The organism is Halomonas sp. Mc5H-6 (genome assembly GCF_024124705.1).
GTDB classification, from domain to species: Bacteria; Pseudomonadota; Gammaproteobacteria; order Pseudomonadales; family Halomonadaceae; genus Vreelandella; species Vreelandella subterranea.
Window position 1 is genome coordinate 308,076 of record NZ_JAMXSI010000001.1, and the last position, 19,557, is coordinate 327,632.

Below are 19,557 nucleotides of genomic sequence, written 5' to 3' on the forward strand. Positions count from 1 at the left end.
CACCCATGGATTTTGCATTACTGCTGGTACTTGCCGTTGCGCTTTCTGGCGTTATCTATTTTCTGGATGTGGTTTGGCTGCGTCCCAAGCGTCGGGAGCGTGTCGAGCGCGCCGACGCTAGCACCCAGGAAGGGCTGGACCCGGCCACCCGTGAAAAGCTGCTTAAAGAGCCATGGCTGGTCGATTATTCGCGCTCATTCTTCCCGGTATTGCTGGTCGTGCTGGTGGTGCGCAGCTTTGTCGTTGAGCCGTTTCAAATCCCTTCCGGGTCGATGCGTCCGACCCTTGAAGTAGGCGACTTCATTCTGGTCAACAAATTCGCTTATGGCCTGCGTCTACCGGTCGTCAACACGCGGTTCCTTGAAGTCGATGACCCTGAGCGGGGCGATGTCATGGTGTTTCGCTTCCCTGAAGAGCCCTCGGTCAACTTCATCAAGCGCGTGGTAGGCCTGCCTGGTGACAGGATTCGCTATGAAGACAAGCAGCTGTACATCAATGGCGAACCGGTTCCCAAGGAACTGATGGAAGAGAGCGCCACGCAGGAGCCGTTATTTGAAGAGCGTCTCGGTGACGTTGAGCATTATATCTATAACAACCCCCGTGATCCCGGGCCGCAGATGCGTGAGGTGGAAGTGCCCGAAGGCCACTATTTCACCATGGGCGATAACCGCGACCACTCCAATGACAGCCGTTACTGGGGGTTTGTACCTGAAGAAAATATTGTCGGGCGCGCCTTCGCCGTCTGGATGCACTGGGATGGCGGGCTGCCGAGCTTTACCGACGTACGCCGCATCGAGTAATGAAACCAATCGTCATGTATAACCATTTATTTTTAGTCAACGTCAATGACGTAGGGGCCCCGTGAGTACTTCGTTAACCGCTTTTTGCCGACGCATTGGCCATACCTTCGGCGATATTACGCTGATAGAGCTGGCCATGACCCACCGCAGTTATGGCGGTCGCAATAATGAACGCCTGGAATTTCTGGGCGATTCCATCGTCAATTTCGTGATTGCGGAAGCGCTTTATGAGCGCTTTCCCCAGGCCCGTGAAGGTCAGCTATCGCGCCTGAGGGCGCGCCTGGTCAAAGGACAGACGCTGGCGGAACTGGCCAGGGAAATGACGTTTGGCGAGTGCTTACGGTTAGGTTCAGGCGAAATGAAAAGCGGCGGGCATCGTCGGGAATCGATCCTGGCGGATGCGGTAGAAGCGGTGATCGGTGCCATCTATTTGGATGCAGGCATGGATGCCGTTCGCGAGCGGGTCCTGTCGTGGTACGCCGAACGGCTGGCGGGTATCTCGCTGCAGGACACCCAGAAAGACCCCAAAACACGGCTGCAGGAATTCCTTCAGTCGCGACAGGCGGCGCTACCCCGCTACGAAGTGGTTAGCGTCAAGGGGGAGGCTCATGCCCAGATGTTCACTGTGGAATGTTACATTGATCTGCTGAGCGAGCACACGACAGGCAAAGGCCCCAGCCGTCGCCACGCAGAACAGCAAGCCGCTGAAGAAGCGCTTGCCCACCTTGAAAAACGTCCTGGAGACAATGCATGAGCCAGTCCTGTGGATTCGTTGCGATTGTCGGCCGCCCCAACGTCGGCAAATCCACCTTGATGAACCGTATTCTGGGGCAGAAGATTTCGATTACTTCCCGGCGGCCGCAGACCACACGCCATCAGGTGATGGGGATCAAGACGGAAGGCGATGCCCAGTTTATCTACGTCGATACGCCGGGCATGCATATCATGTCCAAGGATCGCAATAAAGCCATCAACCGCTTCATGAACCAAGCGGCGACCCAGGCCCTGCGGGACGTTGACTGCGTGGTGTTCATTATTGACCGCACCCGCTGGACCGATGAAGACCAGGCGGTGCTTAAACGCCTTGAGCACGTCAAGGCGCCCATCATTCTCGCGGTCAACAAGGTGGATCGACTCAACGACAAAGGTGACCTGCTGCCTTGGCTTGCCGAGGTTGGCGCACGCCGGGAATTTGCCGCCATTGTGCCCATTTCCGCCAAGCACGGCACCCAGGTGGATACCCTCGAAGAAGAGGTTGCCAAACATCTTCCTGAAAGCATTCACTATTTCCCAGAAGACCAGATTACCGACCGTAGCCTGCGGTTCATGGCGGCTGAGCTGGTGCGGGAAAAAGTCATGCGCCAGTTGGGTGACGAGTTGCCCTATCAGATGACCGTGGAAATTGAAGAGTTTCGCGAAACCGAACGCGTAACCCATATCAGTGCGCTGATTCTGGTGGAGCGTCAGGGGCAAAAAGTCATTTTGATTGGTGAAAACGGCGAGCGCATCAAGAGCATTGGTCGTGAGGCGCGCCTCGATATGGAGCGTGCGCTGGGAACCAAAGTCATGCTGAACCTGTGGGTCAAGGTAAAACGCGGCTGGTCAGACGATGAACGCGCGCTGAAGAGCCTGGGCTACGATCTCGATTGAGCATGGCAATGTCGGCGGAGCCGGCCTTCCTGCTGCACCGAAGGCCATACCGCGAAACCAGTGCGCTGGTGGATCTGTTGACACTCCACCATGGCCGCATCCGAGCGGTCGCCCAGGGCGGTCAGCGACCCACGTCAAAATCGCGCCAGCGGCTCCAGCCTTTTACCCCCCTTCATGTGACCTGGCGGGGCGAACGTGAGCTCAAGCGGCTGCACCTGATGGAGTCGCGGGGAGCAACAGCGCTGCTGGCGGGGGAGGGCCTGCTGTGCGGGTTTTACGCCAACGAGATTGCGACTCGCCTGCTGCCGCTGGAACTGCCCGCAGGCAATGTCTTTGCCTTTTACACCGCCTTGCTGGAGGCGCTGCCGATGCCTGCCGCCCGTGCGCTGGCGCTGCGCCGTTACGAATGGTCGCTACTGGAGGTCCTGGACGCCACGCCACGCTTCTGCACCCCTGACGGTGGCGCGCTCGACCCTCAGGCCCAGTACCGATTCGATGCCGCCAGCCGGGCGTTCATCCCGGCCGCCAAAGGGCTGGACGGTCGCACCCTACGCTATATTGATCAACATGACTGGCAGGAACCGACGCTTGCCAACGCGTTGAAGGCCGTCATGCGCGCCGCGCTGGCGCCGCATCTGGGGACCACTGCATTACGCTCCCGGGAATTGATGCGCGATCTTGCCCAGCGTCGCCAACGTTAGGTAATCATCCTTTATAAAACTGGAGGCCATTTATGCATCCCCCCCGGATACTGTTAGGCGTCAACATCGATCATATTGCCACGCTGCGTCAGGCACGCGGCACCCGCTATCCGGATCCCGTTCAGGCCGCGCTGTTAGCCGAAGAGGCGGGTGCCGACGGCATTACCGTGCACCTGCGCGAAGATCGGCGCCATATCCAACTGCGCGACGTGAAGCTGCTGGCCGAGGTGCTCAATACGCGCATGAACCTGGAAATGGCGGTCACGGAAGAGATGCTGGCGCTGGCCGAGGACATTCGTCCGGCCCATGTATGCCTGGTCCCCGAGAAGCGCGAAGAATTGACCACGGAAGGCGGTCTCGACGTGGTGGGAGGCTTCGACGCCGTGGCCAGTGCCTGCCAGCGACTGGCGGCAGCCGGTTGCGAAGTGTCGTTATTTATCGATCCCGACGCGGACCAGATCGACGCAGCGCAGCGTGCGGGCGCACCGGTCATTGAGTTGCACACCGGAGCGTATGCCGAGGCGCGTCCCGGCAGCGAGACAGCCACGGCCGAGTACCAGCGGTTAACCGCTGCCGCCACGCATGCGGTATCGCTTGGGCTTGTGGTCAATGCCGGTCATGGGTTGCATTACCACAATGTGGAAGCCATCGCGGCGTTGCCGGGTATCAACGAGTTGAATATCGGTCACGCGATTATCGCACGTGCGCTGTTTGTAGGACTGAAAGACGCCGTTGCCGACATGAAGCGGTTGATTATCGCGGGTCAGGAAGCCGGTCTCATGGCGGCGCTGGATGCCCATGATCATGAACATGAGGAGCAGCACGGTCATGGGCATGATGGCTGCTGTGGGCACTGATCCGTGATCGTCGGTATTGGCTCCGATATCGCCCGGATCGAGCGTTTTGAGCGGGCCCTGGAGCGTCACGGACCGCGTTTCGCGCTGCGTATCCTGGGCCCTGAAGAGCACGCCGTGTGGCAGCAGAAAGCCCATCCGGTCGCCTTTCTGGCCAAGCGGTTTGCGGCCAAAGAGGCCTTTGTCAAGGCGCTGGGCCTGGGGTTGCGGCATGGGCTTCAGTGGCGCGATATCCAGGTGTTCAACGATGCGCTGGGCAAACCTTACTTCGACCTCCAGGGGGCGGCTGCCGAGAAAGCGTCAGCCGCCGGAGTGAACGCTTTGCACATCACGTTAAGCGATGAAGATGCCTACGCCATTGCTTTTGTGGTCCTGGAAAGCTAAGTGATCTTGGAAAGCTAAGTATTCTTGGAAAGCCAGGTCGTCCTAGCCAAGCGTGCCCCGCTGGGCAATGAGTTTGTCCATGGCCCGGTAAAGGTCGTTGATGAGGCTTTCCGCGTGGTCCAGGCCGCTGGTGCGCAGCCGGGTCTCCAGGGTCTCGACAATCAGTGCCAACTCGGGGGTCCCGCAGTAGCGGCTGGCACCGTTCAGGTCGTGGACGCTGTCCAGCAGCGCCTCGATGTTGCGCTGCTGATAGGCAGCCTCCATGTCTTGCCGTGTGGCGGGCAAGCTGTCGATCAGGCGCTTGATCTGGGCGCGTGCAATGTCATCCTTGCCCCCGGCCAGGCGCGCACCCAGCGTCAGGTCGATCACCGGTAAGGTGGCGGATGTGGATGTTTCGCTGGGCGGTTTTTTAGTCGGCTGGGGCGCTGAATCCGGCGTGTCAATGCCCAGGAACCGGTTGAGCAACTGGTTCAAGTCATGCTCGTCGATCGGCTTGACAATCACGTCGTCCAGCCCTTCGGCCAGCCAGCGTTGACGTTCACTGTTCAACGCGTGCGCGGTCACCGCAATGATCGGACAGCGACTCCAGGCATTGCTGATGCGTCGCAGCGTCCGGGTGGCTTGCACGCCATCCATCTCCGGCATGCGGATATCCATGAGTACCATGTCGAACGTCTGCTCCCGACCCATCTCGATCGCTTCATGGCCACTTGCCGCCATGGTAATGTGCCGGTCGGGCGCCTCCAATAACGCACTCAGCAGTTGCCGGTTGGAGGTATTGTCGTCGACGACCAATAATCGATACCCCTCATTGGCAGAAGGTAACGCCGGAAGAGGCGCGCTTTGGAGGGCGCGGGTTTCGCTGACCGGTACCAACAGGTGCGTAAGCGAGGCAGCCAGTTGCGAGCGGGTAAATGGCTTGCAAAGCAGCTCGCCTTTGAACGGAAAATCGAGTTTAGGCAGTTCAAAGCTTGATCCGTTTACCAGCACCAGTGCGGGGCACTCGGCGGCACGGATGATGTCCTGCCAGTGGCTGAGTGCCTTGGGCTGTAGATCATCCTGGTCAAGACTGATGAGCAGCAAATCGCAGGCAGCGTTCCCGGACAGCGCAACCGGCATTGCGCCCCAGCGTTCCAGCAGGTGATCCAGTACATTCCTGGTGGTGGTGTGGGGTTCGTGAACGCCGACGATCGGGCCGTCAAGGTGCAGCTCTGGGCTGCGTTCGCCGGCGTGGGTGGCCTGGAGGGGCAGGGTGAAAGAGAACGTCGAGCCTTTATTGAGTTCGCTCTCGACGCTTATCTCGCCCCCCATGCGGTGAATGAGCTGACGACAGATGGTCAAGCCGAGCCCGCTGCCGCCAAACTGCCGGGGGTGGCTGGGTTCGGCTTGGGAAAAGGCACTGAACAGCTGTTGCTGGTGCTCTTCGCTCAGGCCAATGCCTGTATCGCTGACGCTGATATTCAGCACGACATGCTTACCCGCGTAGTGCTCCAGCATGACCCTGACGACCACATCGCCCTGCTGGGTAAACTTGAGGGCATTGCTGAGCAGGTTGTTGAGCACCTGGTGGAGCCTGAGCGGGTCGCCGCTGAGCGGTGTGGGGACATCGTCGTACACCATGGCCACCAGGTGGAGGTGTTTACGTTGAGCCTCGGGAGCATGCAGGCCGAGCACCTCATCAACCAGGGTCACGATGTCGATGTCGGCTTCTTCCAGGGTTAGCCGGTTGGCTTCCAGCTTGGAAAAGTCGAGGACATCGTTGACCAGCATGAGCAGGTTATCGCAGGCCCTGTGCACGTGCTGCAACCAATCGCGCTGGCGGTCATCCAGGGACGAACGGCCCAGTAGTCGACAGAATCCGATGATTCCGTTCAGCGGCGTACGGATCTCGTGACTCATGTTGGCGAGAAACTCGGACTTCACCGTGTTGGCACGCACCGCGCTGCGGTGGGCCAGGTCGAGCTTGATATTCTGCTCTTCGATGGTCTCCATGGATTCCTGGAGTTCGCTGGTCGCCTGTTCGATCTGCGCTTGCATGTCATGTTTGGCGCTTTGGAGGTGATGGGCCAGCGCATTGATCTGTTGGGCCAACTGGTTCAGTTCGACGGCGTTATGTGACATCGCCGTTTGCTCATAATCCCCCCACGACAGGCGATAAAGTGCATGATTTGCCTCTTCGATCGGCCGCGTGACATAGCGGCTGATCGCAAAGGCAATCAAGAACAGGCAGAGCCCGAGCAGCATGCCTCCCAGGCTTAAACTGGCAATCATCTGATAGCGGGCAAGGTTTAGTGAGTAGGTGTCTATCGTGGCCTCGAGCCACCCCGCTCGTGTGGGAGATTCGTTACCGGTTGTCGGCGCTTCCAGGGGGACTTGCAAGCGCCATCCATCATCAGTGGTGACCAGCTGGGTGGTATTGGGATATGACGAGAGCGGTGATGCTGAGTTGGTGCGTCCGCGCACCAGCAGACGGTTGTTCTGGTTATCGAAGATGGTGACTGAGCTGACGCTCTGCTGCGCCAGGAAAGTGCCAACATGGGTGTCCAGCTGATCAATATCTGTCTCTAGTAGTGCCTCCGCCATGCGAGGGGCAAGGGAGTGGCTGGCGTTTACAATGCGCTCCTCCAGCAGCGCGCGGGCTTTTTGGTCGTTTTGGATGACGAGCAGTATCGCCATGCAGGCATAGACCACGAGCGGAAGGCCAAGCAGCGCAAAAAGAAGTCGCGTGTTCAAAGACATGAAAGCAGCCTGCTGATTCAAGAGGGTTACCTGTCCAGTGTACGTTAGCACCGATATAATGTAGGTAACGATCACGATAAGGAATTGATGCGATGGATTATCCCACGTTAGAAGAGGTGGTTGGCAACACGCCGTTGGTGCGTCTGAAGCGCATCAGCGCGGGGCGCAACAATACCCTCCTGGCGAAACTGGAAGGTAACAACCCGGCGGGGTCGGTGAAAGACCGGCCCGCCTTGTCGATGCTCAGTGAGGCAGAAGCACGCGGTGATATCACTCCCGGCGACACCCTGATCGAGGCCACGTCGGGCAATACCGGGATTGCCCTGGCGATGGCCGCTGCCATCAAGGGCTATCGCATGGTGCTGATAATGCCCGAGAGCGCCTCCGAGGAACGCAGGCAGGCCATGGCCGCCTTCGGCGCGGAGCTGGTGTCGGCAAGCAAGGAAGGCGGCATGGAAGAAGCGCGGGATATTGCCGACGGCATGATCGCTCGGGGTGAGGGCAAGCCGCTCAACCAGTTCGCCAACCCGGACAATCCGCTGGCCCACTATCGGACGACAGGCCCTGAAGTCTGGCGGCAGACGGGCGGCGAAGTAACCCATTTTGTCAGCTCCATGGGGACAACCGGCACCATCATGGGGGTATCGCGCTATCTGAAAGAGCAGAATCCGGCGATTCAGATTGTCGGCCTGCAGCCGGCCGACGGGGCGAGCATCCCAGGGATCCGGCGCTGGCCGCAGGAATATCTGCCCGCCATCTTTGAAGCCCCGCGGGTGGATACCACCCTGGATATTGCCCAGCATGAAGCCGAAGAGCACATGCGGCGCCTGGCGCGTGAAGAGGGGATCTTCGCGGGCGTCTCCTCGGGGGGGAGCCTGGCAGGGGCGCTGCGTATTGCCGAGCAGGTGGAAAATGCCGTGATCGTGTTTATCGTCTGCGACCGCGGAGATCGCTACCTCTCCACGGGCTTGTTTGCCCCGGAGGTATAGATGGCCATGTTGGGAAAACGGCGACCGCCGCGCCCCGCGTCGGGGCATTCCGGGCTGGCACGCCAACCCGCGGCAAAATCGTCGAATCAGGCGCCGCAAGCGACAAGCGCGCTGGTGGTAGAGCGCCTGGCGCATGACGGACGCGGGGTGGCTCACAACGCCGAGGGCAAAACGGTCTTTATCGACCAGGCACTACCCGGCGAGCACCTCGAAGTTGCGGTTCACCAGACACGCAAGCGCTATGACGAAGCCCACGTCAAACAACGGCTGACCTCCGCGGCGCAGCGTGTTTCGCCGCCTTGCCCGCATTTCAGCCATTGCGGCGGCTGCGATTTGCAGCACATGACCGTGGCCTCGCAGCGCGAGCATAAAAGGGAAGTAGTGCGTGATTTAATGGCTCGCCAGGGAATCGAGCTGGGCGAGATCGAATCGCTGCACGATGATGTGCAGGGCTACCGCCGCCGTGCACGCCTGGGCGTCAAAGTCGATGGCGACGGCCATGCCCTGTTAGGCTTTCGAGCGGCCCACTCTCACAGACTGATCGACATCGAACGCTGTATCGTCCTGGTCGATGGCCTGCAAGCGCTGATCGCTCCGTTGCGCGAGCTGTTGGCAACGCTGGATGCGCCGCGCCAGGTGGGCCACATCGAATTGCTGGCGACCGACAGTCAGCGGGTGGTTCTGGTTCGTCAATTGAAAGCCAATCCGGCGGACGCCGAGCGCTGGCAGGCGTTTGCTGATCATCATCACGTCGCTTTGGGTACCTGGCTGGGGCGTGAGAGCCCGACGCTGCACTGGCATGGTGCGCCGCCGGTGCTGGAAGAGACCCTCGATATACCTGATGGAAAGGCGTTGACGCTGCATTTTGCGCCCGGTGATTTTCTACAGGTCAACGCCGCCGTGAACCAGCAGATGGTCGATACCGCCATGCGCTGGCTGGCACCTTCTCCCGGCCAACGGACGATGGACCTGTTTGCCGGTATCGGTAACTTCAGTCTGCCAATGGCCGCGGCCGGGGCGGAGGTACATGCCGTGGAAGGCAGTCCTGCCATGGTCGAGCGCCTTGCGGATAATGCCCATCTAAACCGACTTGATGTGACGGGCCAGCAGGCGGATCTGAGCGATCCGGATACCGTTGCCTCGCTGCTCGAGGCTGTGGATCTGCAGGCACTGGTGCTCGACCCGCCACGCAGTGGGGCCGAGGTCATTTGCCAAGCGCTGGCACGCAGTCCGGTTGCCAGGGTAATGTATATTTCCTGTGATCCCGCCACGCTTGCCCGTGATGCGGCACACCTTGTGCATGCAGGTTACCGCATCAATCACGTCGCAGTGGCCGACATGTTCATGCACACTGCACATATGGAAACGCTGATGCTGTTTGAACACACAAAGTGTGCCTAAAACGTCGTTAGCCTCGGCAGCGGTATCGCAAACGGCTGCCTCGAATGGATGAGAATCGTCATGGTAAAAGTGCGTGAAGACCAGCCGCTAACCGACAGCGGAACGGTGGACTTGCAGAAATGGTTATCTCGCCTGCAAGAAGACGTGCGTCTTCCCGAACCCGAGCGTTTACGCGAGGCCTGTGAGCTTGCTCAAACCCTGGAGCTCGATGCGCCCAGGTCGCACCGTGTGTGGTTGACGCCGGGGTCCAGCTTCCGCATGGGCCTGGAAATGGCCGACATCCTGGGGGAACTCAAGCTCGACCAGTCAACGCTTGAAGCCGCGGTGCTCTACCGCGCGGTGCGTGAAGGCCTGTTAAGCCTGGAGGGGGTTACCAAGCGCTTTGGCAATGAGGTGGCCAACCTCATCGACGGTGTCTTGCAGATGGCCGCAATCAGCTATCCGCTGGCCCCCAACCATGGCATGGGTCAGCACAACCAGCAGGAAAACCTGCGCAAGATGCTGGTCAATATGGTCGGCGATGTGCGCGTGGCGCTGATCAAAATTGCCGAGCGTACCTGTGCCCTGCGCCAGGTCAAAGATGCGCCCCGGGAAAAGTGCCAACAGGTCGCCCGGGAAGTGGCGGATATCTACGCGCCGCTGGCGCACCGCCTGGGTATCGGGCAGCTCAAGTGGGAGCTGGAAGACCTGTCGTTTCGTTATCTCCACGAAGAAGAATACAAAGCGATTGCCAAGCTGCTGGCAGAAAAGCGCCTCGACCGGGACCGCTATATCAACGATGTGGTCGAGACATTGAAAGGCTTGATGGAAGCTCAGAACATCCATCATTACGATGTTGATGGGCGCGCCAAGCACATCTATTCGATCTGGCGCAAAATGAAGCGCAAACGGATCGATTTCTCCCAGGTTCATGACGTGCGCGCCGTGCGTATTCTGGTCCCCGAAGTGACCGACTGCTACACGGTATTGGGCATCGTCCATTCCCGTTGGCATCACGTACCCAACGAGTTTGACGACTACATCGCCAATCCCAAGAAAAACGGCTACCAGTCGCTGCACACGGCCGTGATGGGGCCGGAAAACAAGGTGCTGGAAATTCAGATTCGCACCTTTGCGATGCACGACGAAGCTGAGCTGGGCGTCTGTGCCCATTGGCGCTACAAGGGCCACGATACCAACGCCAAAAGCCGCAGCTACGAAGAAAAGATCGCCTGGTTGCGACAGGTGCTCGAATGGCAGGACGAGGTGGGCGGCTTTGGCGACCTGCGCGAAGGGCTTTCAAGCGATGTCGCCCCGGATCGTATCTATGTGTTTACCCCCGATGGTCACGTCATCGACCTGCCGCGGATCGCCACGCCTATCGATTTCGCCTATCGGGTGCATACTGAAATTGGACACCGCTGCCGCGGAGCCAAGGTCAATGGCCGTATCGTGCCGCTTACCTACAAGCTGAAATCCGGTCAGCAGGTCGAGATCCTTACCGCGACGAAAGGCGGGCCAAGCCGGGACTGGCTTAACCCAAGCCTTGGCTATGTGCGCACCTCCCGTGCCCGGGCGAAGATCCAGGCCTGGTTCAAGTACCAGGCACGCGACCAGAACCTGGAGGAAGGGCGCGTTCTGTTTGATCGCGAAATGCGCCGCCTGGATGTCGACGGGCTCGATCTGCCCAAGCTGGCCAAAGCGGTTAATTACCAGACGCCGGATGACATGTACGCCGCCCTGGGGGCGGGTGACTTGCGTATCGGGCAGGTGCTTCACCAGGCCCAGCAGCTGTTTGGTGAAACCGATGACCAGGAACAGCTTGACCGTCTGCTCGCCAAGCCCAAGCGCCAGTCCAGCAAGGCGACCAAAAGTGACATCACCGTGCTGGGGGTCGGCAACCTGAAAACCAGCATGGCCAACTGCTGTCGGCCGGTTCCCGGCGAGCCTATCGTCGGTTTCATTACCCAGGGGCGCGGCGTGACGGTGCATCGCCAGGACTGCAGCAACATCCTGCAATTGCGCCTGGACGAACCCCAGCGCATTATTGAAGTCGAGTGGGGCGAGCGCGCCGAGACGCGCTATCCGGTGACCATCGAGATCCAGGCCTGGGACCGTTCGGGCCTGCTGCGCGACGTCACGGGCCTGCTGGGTAACGAAAAAGTCAACGTGCTGGCGGTGAACACGCTGACCGACACCGACGAGGGCATTGCCCGGCTGCGTATTACCCTGGAAGTCGATGGCCTGGAAGCGCTGGGGCGGCTTTTCTCGCGTATTCAGCAATTGCCCAATGTGACCGAGGTGCGTCGCCTGCGCGACACCGATCCGGACAAGACAACGCGGGGAGGCGGGGCCTGATGCGATATTCGCTGGATGATTTGCTAACCCTGATGCAGGTACTGCGTGACCACGAACAGGGTTGCCCCTGGGATATCAAGCAGGACTGGGACAGCATTGTGCCCCACACCCTTGAAGAAGCGTATGAGGTGGCCGATGCCATCGAACGACGCGCTTTTGACGAGCTGCCCGGCGAGCTGGGTGACCTGTTGTTTCAAGTGGTTTACTACGCCCAGTTCGGAGCGGAAGAGCAGCGCTTCGACTTCCACGACATTGTCGATACGCTAACGGCCAAGATGCTGCGTCGCCACCCGCATGTCTTTCCCGATGGCACCTTGAGTTCACGTCGCCCACCGGGGGTAAGTGCCGAGGATGTGCAGACCCAGCAGGTGAATAGCCGCTGGGAGTCGTTAAAAGCCGCAGAGCGTGATGAAAGGGCAGGTGCCGACAGTGCCAGTGCGGCTGCCTCGGTGCTTGACGACGTGCCGCGCACCCTGCCAGCGCTCAGCCGAGCGGCCAAGCTCTCCAAACGCGCGGCACGCGTGGGCTTTGACTGGCCGGATTCGCAGGGCGTGCTGGCCAAGATCCGCGAAGAGCTCGATGAAGTGGAAGAGGCCCTCGCCGCGGGCGACAGCGTCCATGCTCAGGAAGAAGTGGGCGACCTATTGTTTGCCGTCACTAATTTAGCACGCACCATGGGGGCCAACCCCGAGCAGTGCCTGCGTAACACCAATGCCAAATTCGAACGCCGCTTTCGTTTTGTCGAGCGTGAGCTGGAAGCGGCGGGGCGGCCATTGACGGATGCCTCTCTAGACGAGATGGAAAGTCACTGGTTGGCGGCCAAAGCCGAAGAAACCCATTGATTGAATTCCGCGACCCCTGCAAGGAGGCCACGCCATGAGTCATGACCTACACGAATCGCTACGCGATAACGTGCGTATTCTGGGCGACAGCCTGGGGCGAACCATTGCCGATGATCTAGGCCAATCGTTTGTCGATAAAATCGAAACCATTCGCGCCCACGCCAAGCAGGGACGGCAGGGTGATTCGCTACAGCAACGCAACTTGATCGAATACCTGCGCCAACTGCCCGAGCAGGATTTGCTGCCCGTCACCCGTGCCTTTAACCAGTTTCTTAACCTCGCCAACATTGCCGAGCAGCACTATCGGGCGCGTTTCCGCCGCGTTGAAGACTATAAGCCAGGCTCGCAGCCGGTGCTTGGCGAGCTGCTCAAACGCGCCGAGCAGGCAGGCAACTCGCCGCGCAAGCTGGTCGAGAGCCTTGCCAATATGCGGGTTGAGCTGGTGCTCACCGCGCACCCCACCGAAGTCATTCGACGCACGCTGATTCAAAAGTACGATGCCATCGACGACTGCCTGACGGCCATTGAAGGCTCTGATGACTACCCGGAGCGGGGTGCCCGCGCCCAGGGGCGGCTGGAGGAGTTGATCAGCCAGGCCTGGCACACCGACGAGATCCGCCACGAGCGGCCCACTCCGGTGGATGAAGCCAAGTGGGGCTTTGCCGTGATTGAAAATTCGCTGTGGCAGGCGGTGCCTGACTTTCACCGGGATCTCGACAACCTGCTGCTGGAAACGGCCGGCGAACGTCTACCGCTGGATGCTGCGCCCATTCGCTATGCCTCCTGGATGGGGGGTGACCGGGATGGCAACCCGAATGTCACGGCAAAGGTCACCAAGGAAGTGCTTTTGTTGGGCCGTTGGATGGCGGCGGACCTTTACCTGCGCGACCTTGAACAGCTCAAGACCGAGCTCTCCATGTGGAAGGCCAATAGTGCCCTCAAGGCTGAGGCGGGCGATGTGGCCGAGCCTTACCGCGAAGTACTTAAACGCCTGCTGGCGAAAATGGAGTCCACCCGCGACTGGGCCAAGGCCGAACTGGAAGGGCGGAGTTATGACGGCGGGGCGATTATCGAAACCCGCGATCAGCTGTATGCCCCCTTGCTGGCCTGCTATCGCTCACTGTGCGACGTAGGCCTGGATACCATCGCCAATGGCGCGCTACTGGACACCCTGCGCCGCGTCGCGGTCTTCGGCGTCACGCTGACCAAGCTAGACCTTCGCCAGGAAGCCAGCCGTCATGCCCAGGTCATGGAAGAACTGACGGATACCCTGAATCTTGGCCACTATCGCGAGTGGGATGAAGCCCAGCGTCAGGAATTTTTACTGGCTGAACTTGAATCACGTCGGCCGCTGATCCCGCGCCGCTGGGAGTGTTCGGCGGAGTCCCGCGAAGTGCTGGATACCTTCAAGGTCATCGCCCAGGAGCACTCTGAAGCGCTGGGTACCTATATCATCTCCATGGCCGCTGAGCCCTCCGATGTGCTTACCGTGGCGCTGTTGATGAAGGAAACCGGTGGCAACGTGACGCTGCCCATCGCGCCGCTGTTCGAAACCCTTAACGACCTGGATCATGCAGGCGACGTGATCGACCAGCTCTTGGCGCTGCCGGGCTATCGCAAGCTGATGCGCAAGGGCCAGGAGGTGATGATCGGCTATTCGGATTCTGCCAAGGATGCCGGGCAGCTGGCCGCCGCCTGGGCGCAGTACCGGGCCCAGGAGTCGCTGGTCAATGTGTGCGAGCGCCACGGTGTCGACCTGACCCTGTTCCATGGCCGTGGTGGCACTGTTGGTCGTGGCGGCGGCCCCGCCCACGCGGCGATTCTTTCCCAGCCGCCGGGGTCGGTGAACGGCAGTTTAAGGGTGACCGAACAGGGCGAGATGATTCGCTTCAAGTTTGGCCAGCCCGATATTGCGCTTCGTTCCATGGAGATTTATGCCTGTGCCGTGCTTGAAGCTACGCTGCTGCCGCCGAGAGCACCGGAGCCACACTGGCGCGAAGAGATGGACCAGCTTTCCAGCGTCGCCCACGCCGCCTATGTCGGCGTTGTGCGCGAAGACCCGGACTTTGTACCCTACTTCCGTTCGGTGACGCCGGAAGGCGCGCTGGGCAGGCTGCCGCTGGGCTCCCGGCCAACCAAGCGCCGCCAGGACGGCGGGGTGGAAACCCTGCGGGCGATTCCGTGGATTTTCGCCTGGACGCAAATTCGCCTGATGCTGCCCGCGTGGCTGGGTAGTGGCGAGGCGTTCTCGCGTCGGCTCGAGCAGCCGGGCGGGCGCGAGGTGCTGCAGGAAATGCGCAACGAGTGGCCGTTCTTCGGCACCTATCTCGATATGCTGGAAATGCTGCTGGCCAAGGCCGACGTGGCGATTGCCGCCTATTACGAGCACCGCTTGGTGGATGAGCCCTCGTTGAAGGCATTGGGTAAGCAGCTGCGCGAGCGGTTCGCGCGGCTGGAAGAGTCCGTACTGGATATTCTGCAGCAGGAGGAACTGCTCGAAAATACGCCGCTGATTCGTCAGGCGATCGATGTGCGTAACCCCTATATCGACCCGCTCCATGGCTTGCAGGCGGAGCTATTGCAGCGTAACCGTGATGCTGATGGTGCGATTAGCGCTGACCTGTCTCGAGCGCTGATGGTTACCATGGCGGGGATCGCGGCTGGCCTGCGTAATACGGGTTAGGCTACACCGGCGAGTTCCTTTTACCACCACAACCCTTTGTTACAACACTTTGTTACAACAAGGAGGCGTCAATGCTCTCGGATGTTCAAGCGGTGCTCGACTTCTGGTTTGAGGCCTTGACGCCTGCGCAGTGGTTTAAAAAAGATCCCGAGATGGATCAGGCAATTCGGGAACGGTTTGGCACCCTGCATGCCCAGGCGGCGCAGTGCGAGTGTTACGCCTGGCGGCAGACACCCCGAGGACGGCTTGCGGAGATCATTGTGCTGGATCAGTTCTCCCGCAATATCTACCGCGACGACGCCCGTGCCTTCGCCACCGATACCTTGGCGCTGGCGCTGGCTCAGGAAGCGGTGGCCGCTGGCGCCGATGCGTCGCTTTCCAGCGAGCAGCGGGCGTTTCTGTATATGCCCTATATGCATAGCGAATCGGCGGCGATTCACGAGCGGGCGATGGCGCTATTCAACCAGCCAGGGTTGGAGAAAAACTTCGACTTTGAAGTCCGCCACAAGGCGATTATTGATCGCTTCGGCCGCTACCCGCACCGTAATGCACTGCTGGGGCGGGTTTCTACCGACGAGGAGCTGGCGTTTCTGAAGCAGCCCGGGTCGTCTTTTTAAGCGTTTTCTTTATCCCTTTCAGCCACATGGCGTTCTATGACGTTACGAAAATCTACCCGTATCAACAAATATATCAGCGAAAGCGGCCTGTGCTCACGGCGGGAAGCCGACCGCTATGTGGAGCAGGGCAACGTCTGGATTAACGGACGCCGCGCGACGACAGGCGACCAGGTGGTGGCAGGCGACCGGGTCAAGGTGAACGGCCAGGATATCGAGCCCCAGGAAGAGGAAGATCTCGTCCTCATTGCGCTCAATAAGCCGGTGGGTATTGTCTGTACCACTGAGCCAAGCGAAAAAGACAACATTGTCGATTTTGTAAAACACGGCACGCGCATTTTCCCCATTGGTCGGCTGGATAAGGACTCCCAGGGGCTGATTTTGCTCACCAACAATGGCGACCTGGTGAACAAGATATTGCGGGCCAACAACCACCATGAAAAGGAATACCGGGTAACGGTCAACAAACCGATTACCGATGACTTTATCCAGGGGATGCAGAACGGGGTACCCATCCTCGGTCAGGTCACCAAGAAATGCCACGTGGAAAAGGTATCCACCTTCGAGTTCACGATAACGTTGGTGCAGGGATTGAACCGTCAGATTCGCCGCATGTGTGATTATTTCGGCTATGACGTCACCCAGCTGATTCGCACGCGCATCATGAATGTATCGCTCAAGGGCCTGGCGCTGGGCGACTGGCGCGACTTGACCCCGAAAGAGATCGCGAAGATTGAGGCGTTAACCGCCAGTTCAGAGGCCAAGCCTGCGCCCTCGTCTGCGCCAAAGCGTTCGGGCAGCCAGAATAAATCTCGACAAAATGCCGCTGGCGCGCCGGGCAAGCGTGGCGGTAAAGCCGGTGACAAAGCGCCGAGCAAAGAGGCGGGAAAAGCGGCTGGAAAAGCGTCGGGAAAACGCACTGCCAGCGGGTCAGGGCGGCCCAAGGCCAAAAGCGCTGGCGGCAAACCAGCGCTTAAAGGCAAGTCAAGTGGCGTGCCTTCTGGCAGGAAGGCGACCGGACGAGGCAAGCCCGTCAAAGGCGGTGGTGGCAAAAACAAGCCGATGAAGAGAAAATCTCCCTCGCGCCGAAAGTAACAGCGCCGACGTCAGGCGTCATAGGCAAACAGAAAGTTGCCAATCAACTCCTTGCCGCCTTCGGTCGCAAACGATTCCGGATGGAACTGAATGCCGTGAATGGGGTAGTCCCGGTGTTTAACCCCCATCAATTCGAATTCGCCGACCGCCTGCCAGCGGCTACGCTGCTCAAAGCTGTCAGCCGCCAGTGCACCTACCGTCGCGGTGACTTCCAGGCATTCAGGCAGGGTCGCGGCATCAGCAATCAGCGAGTGATAGCGCATCACTTCGAGCTGGTCGGGGACGCCATTAAACACCGAGCGGTTATTATGATTGATTGGGCTGATCTTGCCGTGCATGGGTAGCGGTGCTTTGACCACCTGGCCGCCAAACACATGCACAATGCCCTGCATACCCAGGCAAACTCCCAAAAGTGGCGTGGTTTTACCAAGCTTCTCGATTACTTCAGCGCACACGCCAAAGTAACGAGGGTCATCCGGTGAGCCGGGGCCAGGCGAGATGATAATGCGATCCGGCGCCATGGCTTCAATGGCCTTGAAGTCGATCTGGTTGTTGCGCTTAACGAGTATCTCGAAATGGGGCACCCTGCCGCGGTTTTTTTCGGTGGTCAGAATCTCACCAATGAACTGATACAGGTTATAGGTGAAGGAGTCGTAGTTATCGATGATCAGCACCTTCATGCGGGGCTCTCCGTTTCCGTGCTCATAAAGGGGGCCAAGGCCTTGCGGGTGCCGGCAAACTTGCGGCGAATCTCTTCGTACTCATCCTCGGCGTTGCTGTCATATACGTTGCCGCCGCAGGTCTGCACGTAAGCGCGCTCGCCGTTCACAAATACCGTACGAATGGGGATGGCAAAGGTGCAGTCGCCGTTGAACGAGAACTGCCCCACAGCGCCGCCATAGGGGCCCCGTCCGTCATTTTCCAGGTCGTCGATGATTTTCATCGCCTCGATCTTGGGGGCGCCGGTGAGGGTGCCCGCCGGGAAATTGCTGGCCAGGGCGCTGAACATGTCGTCACCCTCGGCGATAATGCCGACAATCTCGCTGGAGATGTGCTGGACGTGGCTGAAACGCTTGATATCCATCAGGCTGCGGACTTTTACCGTGCCAAACTGCGCCACCCGGCCGATATCATTGCGGTGCAGATCGACGATCATATTGTGCTCGGCGATCTCTTTGGGGTCATTGAGCAGTGCCCGGGCGAGCTGGGTATCCTCCTGGGGCGTTTGGCCGCGGGTGGTGGTGCCCGCCAGCGGGAAGGTTTCCATTTCGCCCTGGCGTAGTCGAAACAGCAGCTCCGGGCTTGCGCCAATCAGCTTCTGATCACCAAACTTGACGTAGTACATCTGCGGTGAGGGGTTAATGGTGCGTAGCTGGTCGTATAGCGCCAGGGTATCGCCCTGAATCCGGAAGCGCTTTTTAAAGCCGACCTCGCACTGGAAGACCTTGCCGTCGATGATGTCCTGTTTCACCTTGGCCACGGCTTCGGCGTGCTCTGCCTGGCTCATGGTGTCACCCAGGGCAGTGATGTGCAGCGGGCCGGGGGGCGTGTCGTCGGCGTCGATCAGCGTCTGCAGGAACTCGTAGCGGCTATTGTCGTAGTAAAAATAGATAACCTCACCGGTCATCTTGTCGAGGATCAAGCCGTCTTTATACAGCCCGAACCGGAACGTATCGAAGTCATCGCTGGCCTTGAGCGTCAGCGAGGGTTCGAAGTACTGCATGGCGTCGTAACCGAGGTAACCGCTTAACCCACCGGCATATTTACGCGAAATAATGTTCTGGGGTATCAGGCTGCGCAGCAACTCATAAGGGTTATCGCTCGGGTAGTGATTGGCATGGCCGTCGCGGTCTTCGATCGTCAGCGTGTGGCCGTTGGCGTAAAGCGTGTACTCTGGGTCAAAGCCGATGATCGAGTGGCGCGCCATATGGCTATCTTCGCCCAGCGACTCCAGCATGTAGCAGTTAGTAAACTGCCGTTCGATTTTTTGGAAGAGCGCAAAAAAATCACAGTCCGCCGCCAGCGTCACATAGTGTGGCTTACGCGGCAGCGTAAAAGGCTGCGGGCCTTGTTCGTCTTGCTTATCGGCCGTGGTCATAGATGATCATTCCGTGAAGAAGGTCGTGAAGAGGGTAACGAGGTCAAGGCGCGTGAGCCACGGGATACCGTGGCGATCCCTACGCCCAGGGTTTCGGCAATTTTGCGATGGGGGACCCCCTCGCGCAGCAGCTTGAAAATCTGTAGGCGCTTACTGATTTCTTGATACTCTGCAGGGGTCAGCAGGCTGGCAAGCGCTTCATCCATTGCCTCTGGAGAGTCGATGGCAAGCAAGTGGCGAACCAGCTCCGCCTGGTAATCATCGTTTGAAAGCATGGTTTGAAGACATCGTGTGCCACCAGGTAATAGATAATGTACTAGCGTACTAGTACGATACCGTTTGCGTCAGTGAAGTCAAGCTAGTTTAAAAA

Annotated in this window: 17 protein-coding genes; 13 read left to right on the plus strand and 4 right to left on the minus strand. The window is 59.4% G+C overall.

Features of this window, described 5'->3' with window-relative positions; genetic code table 11:
* Positions 1-5 precede the first annotated feature (5 nt).
* From lepB to acpS, 6 genes are all read left to right on the plus strand, one after another.
* The gene (gene lepB / locus NH395_RS01440; RefSeq protein WP_253021879.1) at positions 6-800 is read left to right on the plus strand and encodes a signal peptidase I; all 795 of its coding nucleotides are present in this window, start codon (positions 6-8) and stop codon (positions 798-800) included.
* A gap of 61 nt (positions 801-861) precedes the next feature.
* Positions 862-1,554, plus strand: coding sequence for a ribonuclease III (gene rnc / locus NH395_RS01445; protein ID WP_066320021.1), 693 nt, complete (start codon positions 862-864; stop codon positions 1,552-1,554).
* Positions 1,551-2,450, plus strand: coding sequence for a GTPase Era (gene era / locus NH395_RS01450; protein WP_253021881.1), 900 nt, complete (start codon positions 1,551-1,553; stop codon positions 2,448-2,450). The genes rnc and era overlap by 4 nt, the downstream gene beginning before the upstream one ends.
* An 8-nt stretch (positions 2,451-2,458) precedes the next feature.
* The gene (gene recO, locus NH395_RS01455; RefSeq protein ID WP_092825168.1) at positions 2,459-3,151 is read left to right on the plus strand and encodes a DNA repair protein RecO; all 693 of its coding nucleotides are present in this window, start codon (positions 2,459-2,461) and stop codon (positions 3,149-3,151) included.
* Positions 3,152-3,183: 32 nt separating this feature from the next.
* Positions 3,184-4,008: a pyridoxine 5'-phosphate synthase gene (gene pdxJ / locus NH395_RS01460; RefSeq protein WP_253021883.1), complete on the plus strand. Its 825-nt coding sequence runs from the start codon at positions 3,184-3,186 to the stop codon at positions 4,006-4,008.
* A gap of 3 nt (positions 4,009-4,011) precedes the next feature.
* On the plus strand, positions 4,012-4,389 hold the full coding sequence (gene acpS / locus NH395_RS01465) for a holo-ACP synthase (RefSeq protein ID WP_066320033.1): 378 nt from the start codon (positions 4,012-4,014) through the stop codon (positions 4,387-4,389).
* Between the two features lie 42 nt (positions 4,390-4,431).
* On the opposite strand, the gene NH395_RS01470 is transcribed toward acpS, so the two are convergent.
* Entirely contained in the window at positions 4,432-7,128 is a 2,697-nt protein-coding gene (locus NH395_RS01470; protein ID WP_253021885.1) for an ATP-binding protein, read from the minus strand.
* Positions 7,129-7,220: 92 nt separating this feature from the next.
* On the opposite strand from NH395_RS01470, the gene cysM reads away from it, so the two are divergent.
* The 7 genes from cysM to rluF all read left to right on the plus strand — a co-directional run bounded on the left by cysM (position 7,221) and on the right by rluF (position 17,089).
* On the plus strand, positions 7,221-8,117 hold the full coding sequence (cysM, locus tag NH395_RS01475) for a cysteine synthase CysM (protein ID WP_066320041.1): 897 nt from the start codon (positions 7,221-7,223) through the stop codon (positions 8,115-8,117).
* Entirely contained in the window at positions 8,118-9,518 is a 1,401-nt protein-coding gene (locus NH395_RS01480; protein WP_253021887.1) for a TRAM domain-containing protein, read from the plus strand. It begins immediately after the preceding gene.
* Positions 9,519-9,578: 60 nt separating this feature from the next.
* Positions 9,579-11,855, plus strand: a complete 2,277-nt coding sequence (relA, locus tag NH395_RS01485; protein ID WP_253021889.1) for a GTP diphosphokinase — start codon at positions 9,579-9,581, stop codon at positions 11,853-11,855.
* Positions 11,855-12,697, plus strand: coding sequence for a nucleoside triphosphate pyrophosphohydrolase (gene mazG, locus NH395_RS01490; protein WP_092825156.1), 843 nt, complete (start codon positions 11,855-11,857; stop codon positions 12,695-12,697). The genes relA and mazG overlap by 1 nt, the downstream gene beginning before the upstream one ends.
* 34 nt (positions 12,698-12,731) lie before the next feature.
* On the plus strand, positions 12,732-15,380 hold the full coding sequence (gene ppc / locus NH395_RS01495) for a phosphoenolpyruvate carboxylase (protein WP_253021891.1): 2,649 nt from the start codon (positions 12,732-12,734) through the stop codon (positions 15,378-15,380).
* Between the two features lie 71 nt (positions 15,381-15,451).
* Positions 15,452-15,997 carry a DUF924 family protein gene (locus tag NH395_RS01500; protein ID WP_253021893.1) on the plus strand — a complete coding sequence of 182 codons (546 nt, stop codon included), beginning with the start codon at positions 15,452-15,454 and terminating at the stop codon, positions 15,995-15,997.
* 36 nt (positions 15,998-16,033) lie between these two features.
* Positions 16,034-17,089, plus strand: coding sequence for a 23S rRNA pseudouridine(2604) synthase RluF (gene rluF / locus NH395_RS01505; protein ID WP_253021895.1), 1,056 nt, complete (start codon positions 16,034-16,036; stop codon positions 17,087-17,089).
* Between the two features lie 11 nt (positions 17,090-17,100).
* On the opposite strand, the gene NH395_RS01510 is transcribed toward rluF, so the two are convergent.
* From NH395_RS01510 to NH395_RS01520, 3 genes are read right to left on the minus strand one after another with little or no spacing between them, the layout of a single operon-like run.
* Complete coding sequence (locus NH395_RS01510) at positions 17,101-17,769, minus strand: aminodeoxychorismate/anthranilate synthase component II (RefSeq protein ID WP_253021897.1); 669 nt, start codon at positions 17,767-17,769, stop codon at positions 17,101-17,103.
* On the minus strand, positions 17,766-19,187 hold the full coding sequence (locus NH395_RS01515) for an anthranilate synthase component I family protein (protein WP_253021899.1): 1,422 nt from the start codon (positions 19,185-19,187) through the stop codon (positions 17,766-17,768). The genes NH395_RS01510 and NH395_RS01515 overlap by 4 nt, the downstream gene beginning before the upstream one ends.
* On the minus strand, positions 19,184-19,462 hold the full coding sequence (locus tag NH395_RS01520; protein WP_066320066.1) for a Trp family transcriptional regulator: 279 nt from the start codon (positions 19,460-19,462) through the stop codon (positions 19,184-19,186). Before NH395_RS01520 ends, NH395_RS01515 begins: the two co-directional genes overlap by 4 nt.
* Positions 19,463-19,557 lie beyond the last annotated feature (95 nt).